The organism is Rhodopseudomonas sp. BR0G17 (assembly GCF_010907025.1).
GTDB classification, from domain to species: Bacteria; Pseudomonadota; Alphaproteobacteria; order Rhizobiales; family Xanthobacteraceae; genus Rhodopseudomonas; species Rhodopseudomonas palustris_H.
In genome coordinates this window covers 1-3573 of record NZ_QUML01000074.1, presented here as the reverse complement: position 1 = coordinate 3573, position 3573 = coordinate 1, and the positions used below count along the sequence as shown (strand labels likewise).

General features: G+C 63.9%; 5 protein-coding genes. 3 read left to right on the top strand and 2 right to left on the bottom strand.

Annotated features, from left to right (window positions below; genetic code table 11):
* Both DY467_RS25180 and DY467_RS25175 read left to right on the top strand, forming a co-directional pair.
* The coding region (locus DY467_RS25180) for a methionine ABC transporter permease (protein ID WP_164639766.1) at positions 1-401 on the top strand (401 nt) is incomplete at its 5' end.
* A 95-nt stretch (positions 402-496) separates the two neighbouring features.
* Entirely contained in the window at positions 497-1162 is a 666-nt protein-coding gene (locus DY467_RS25175) for a DUF1847 domain-containing protein (protein WP_164639765.1), read from the top strand.
* A 187-nt stretch (positions 1163-1349) separates the two neighbouring features.
* On the opposite strand, the gene DY467_RS25170 is transcribed toward DY467_RS25175, so the two are convergent.
* Positions 1350-2225: a transporter gene (locus DY467_RS25170; protein WP_349627691.1), complete on the bottom strand. Its 876-nt coding sequence runs from the start codon at positions 2223-2225 to the stop codon at positions 1350-1352.
* 366 nt (positions 2226-2591) lie between these two features.
* Entirely contained in the window at positions 2592-3140 is a 549-nt protein-coding gene (locus DY467_RS25165) for a cysteine hydrolase family protein (RefSeq protein ID WP_164639760.1), read from the bottom strand.
* Between the two features lie 105 nt (positions 3141-3245).
* On the opposite strand from DY467_RS25165, the gene DY467_RS25160 reads away from it, so the two are divergent.
* A partial coding sequence (locus tag DY467_RS25160) for a type 1 glutamine amidotransferase family protein (RefSeq protein ID WP_502706454.1) occupies positions 3246-3573 on the top strand: 328 nt, incomplete at its 3' end.

The following is a 3573-nucleotide window of genomic DNA, read 5'->3' as shown; positions in this document are numbered from 1 at the left end:
GCTACGGCGTGCTCGGCGCCGTCGTGCCGCTGACCGTTGCCAGCGTTCCGTTCTTTGCCCGCATCGCCGAAGTCAGCCTGCGCGAAGTCGACCGCGGCCTGATCGAAGCTGCGGAGTCGATGGGCTGTGGCCGTTGGCACATCGTCTGGCACGTGCTGCTGCCGGAAGCGCGGCCGGGCATCGTCGCGGGCTTCACCATCACCCTGGTCAGCATGATCAATGCCTCGGCGGTGGCCGGCGCGATCGGCGCCGGCGGTCTCGGCGACCTCGCCTATCGCTATGGCTATCAGCGCTTCGACACCCAGGTGATGGTCACCGTGATCGTGCTGCTGGTGATCCTGGTGACCACCATCCAGTTTGGCGGCGACCGCCTCGCATTCGCGCTCAACAAGCGCAAATAACCAAATACGCAGGCCGACCGACGCGTTGCGCAATTGCGTGGCCGGCGTCGGCCGGCTACGCGGACCTCTGAACCATCACACCCGGAAATACACTCATGGCCAAACCGAAGCCCGACGTCGTCACCTGCTCCGAATGCGGGCAATTCAACTGCTATCGTCACGACAAGCGCTACCCCGGCATTTGCGCGACGACGGATCTGGCGCCCGAGGAGCGGCAGGAACTGGTCGAGCTGTATTCCGGCGATGCCATCGACGCGACGCTGGCGCGGGCGGCCGCCGAGGTCGAAGGGCTGTATTATTGCAAGCTCAATCGCGTCGAAGAGACGGTGGCATTCGCCCGCCGGATCGGCGCCAAGCGGATCGGCATCGCCACCTGCATCGGCCTGATCGAAGAAACCAAGGTGCTGGTCGACATCCTGCGGCTCGCCGGCTTCGAGACCCGCACCGCACTGTGCAAAGTCGGCTCGATCGACAAGACCGAGATCGGCGTGCCCGAAGAGATGAAGATCAAATGCGGCCACGAGGCATGCTGCAACCCGGTGCTCCAGGCGCGGCTACTCAACCGCGAAGAGACTCAGCTCAATGTCATCATGGGCCTGTGCGTCGGCCACGACTCGCTGTTCATCCGCCACGCCGAAGCGCCGGTGACGACACTGGTGGTGAAGGACCGGGTCCTGAGCCACAATCCGGTTGCGGCGTTCCACACCGTGAAGACCTACACCAGCCGGATGCTCGACAAGAAGCGGATGCAGGAGTTGTAAGACGACCTGCGGGTTGGCTTGCGCTCGGCCCGCCAAAGTTTGTCCGCCGCTCAAAGCGTGAGGAGCGAGGCAGGACCACCCTGCTCTCGCTCCTCGGCCTAGTCCCCCGTGGCAGGGCCTACGCCATCCGATGATCAGACCGCCCGGCACCCCAGGTGCTGTGTTCATCGGCCTTACAAAATACAGATCACTTGGTGATCAGCGGCCGGCGCGGCGCCGGCGCATCCGGGCTCCACACCGGAATGATCAGGCGCGTCCAGAACCGCGTATCGTATCCGGAGTAATTGTGCTCGGCGACGTCGCGGGTCAAATAGAACTGCGTGATCACCGGGCCGAAATTGTAGCCCACCAAGCCGCCCAGCGCGAACTGGCTCTGCTTGTTGCCGTACAGCCCGCCTGCGGTGCGGAACGGCGACGGTGAGCCGAGATCGGTCGAGCCGTAGCCGACCAGGCCGACCTCCCACTTGTTGAAGTGCTTGGAGACCGAGAAATCGATCTGCGCCGTATCCGGCTGGATGCTCACGCCGGTGGCGCGATCGCTGCCGCTGCTCGAATAGGTGAAATTGGCGGTCGCGCTCCAGGTGTCGCGGTTGTAGGCGACGGTCGCCAACTCCAGGAAGGTCCAGTAATTGCCGCCGAGGTTGAGCGTGTTGCCGAGCGTGGTGTTCACCGGCGCGAATGCGCCGACATAGTTGGCAAAGCCCCAGCCGCCACCGAGATCCCACGCCAGACCGACCAGACCCGCCGGATTATAGAAGTCCCGCCAAGCAGCACTCGTCGGGCTGTTCGGATTGACGCTGACCGTCAGCTCCGGAAAGATTCCGAGGATTTCGAGCCGCCCGCCGAGGATCGTCACCGGCGTCGACCACGCCACCACCGGAATGTTGACGCCGGCATCGATCGTCGGCGCAGCAAACCGCGACGAGCGTTCGAAATAAGTCGCGGTATTGATGAAGTACACGCCCTCCGGCAGCGGCGCGCCGAGCGCGATACCGGCGGTCCACCCCGCCGGGCTCACCGGATCGGCCGACGCGCCACCGGGAAGTGCGACCGCTGCTGCCACCGCGACGGCCGCCAATCGCGCGAGAAAACGAACAGGTTTTAAGATGAGTTCGACGTTCGACATGATGCCCCCAATCATCCGCTGGCGGCTCACATGAATGCCCCATGACGCCGCCACCGATTGATTGGGAGATTAGTCGATCTCCCTCGTCCGCCCATTCCAAAGATAATTGACAGCGGGAACGGCCGTTGCTGCTGACCGTGCAGCAGACAACGGTTTCATTCTCGGTCGCGAACTAATTGGTATCAGTACACGGACAGCGCATCGACCGACGGCGAGTCGTCTCATCACGCGATGCCGCCGAGGGTACCAAAGCATGCTCGCTGCTTATTCGCTCGTCATTCCGTCGAACCGGCTGCACCCGCATCAGAGCTGCAACTGCTCATCGGTGGCAACGATTGCCGCGTAGCTGGAATCGAGCGCGGCGAGAAAGGCCGCCTGCACCTGCGCGGCGGGCACATGAACGCCCCCGAACTCCAGATCCCGGGTCGCGATCGCATCATGGACCACCGTCACCGTGTAACCGAGATCTGCCGCGGCGCGCGCCGTGGCGTCGATACACATGTGGCTCATCGCGCCGCAGATCACCACGTCGGTGATGCCTTTGGCGATCAGCTGCGCATTGAGATCGGTCTCCAGAAACGAGTTCGGCCGATGCTTCACCACCACCGGTTCGCCCTCGAGGTTCTGGACCGCCGGATTGATCTCCACCCCTGGGGTGCCTTTGACGAAGAATGGCGCCTCGGCCGAGGCGAACACGTGCTGGACGTGGACGACGAACTCCCCTTTGGTCCGTGCAGCCTGCAGCAGCCGGGCTGCATTCTCGGCCACTGGGACGATATTGGTCAGCTCGAACTTGCCGTTCGGAAAGTAGTCGTTCTGCAGATCGACGATCACCAGTGCGCGTGTGGTCATGAGAACCTCCCTTGAGCGCCGTTGCGGCGCCGACGGCTGCACGCTAGGTGAAAGGCACGCCGCACAGGATGGGCAGACCCGACAAATCGAGGGGCGAAACCGACAATGGCCCGCGCATCGTCGCCGCCGGAAATCGGCCTGGTGCTGTACCCCGGGGTGCAGCGCGCCAGCGTCGATGGACTGACCGATCTGCTCACCGTCGCCGATCGCAATGCACGGCAGCGTCTTGGCCAGACGGCACCGCTCCTCCGCATCAGCCACCTCGCCTATGACGACGCGCAGGATCGCATCGTCCGCGTGTTCGACAGTCTGCCGGCTGAGGACGGTGATCCGACGATCCTGGTGCTGTTGCCGAGCCTGGAGAAGCCGGCAGAAACGCCTCAGGCCGGCGGCCTGGTGGACTATCTGAAATCCCGCCATCAGGACGGCACGG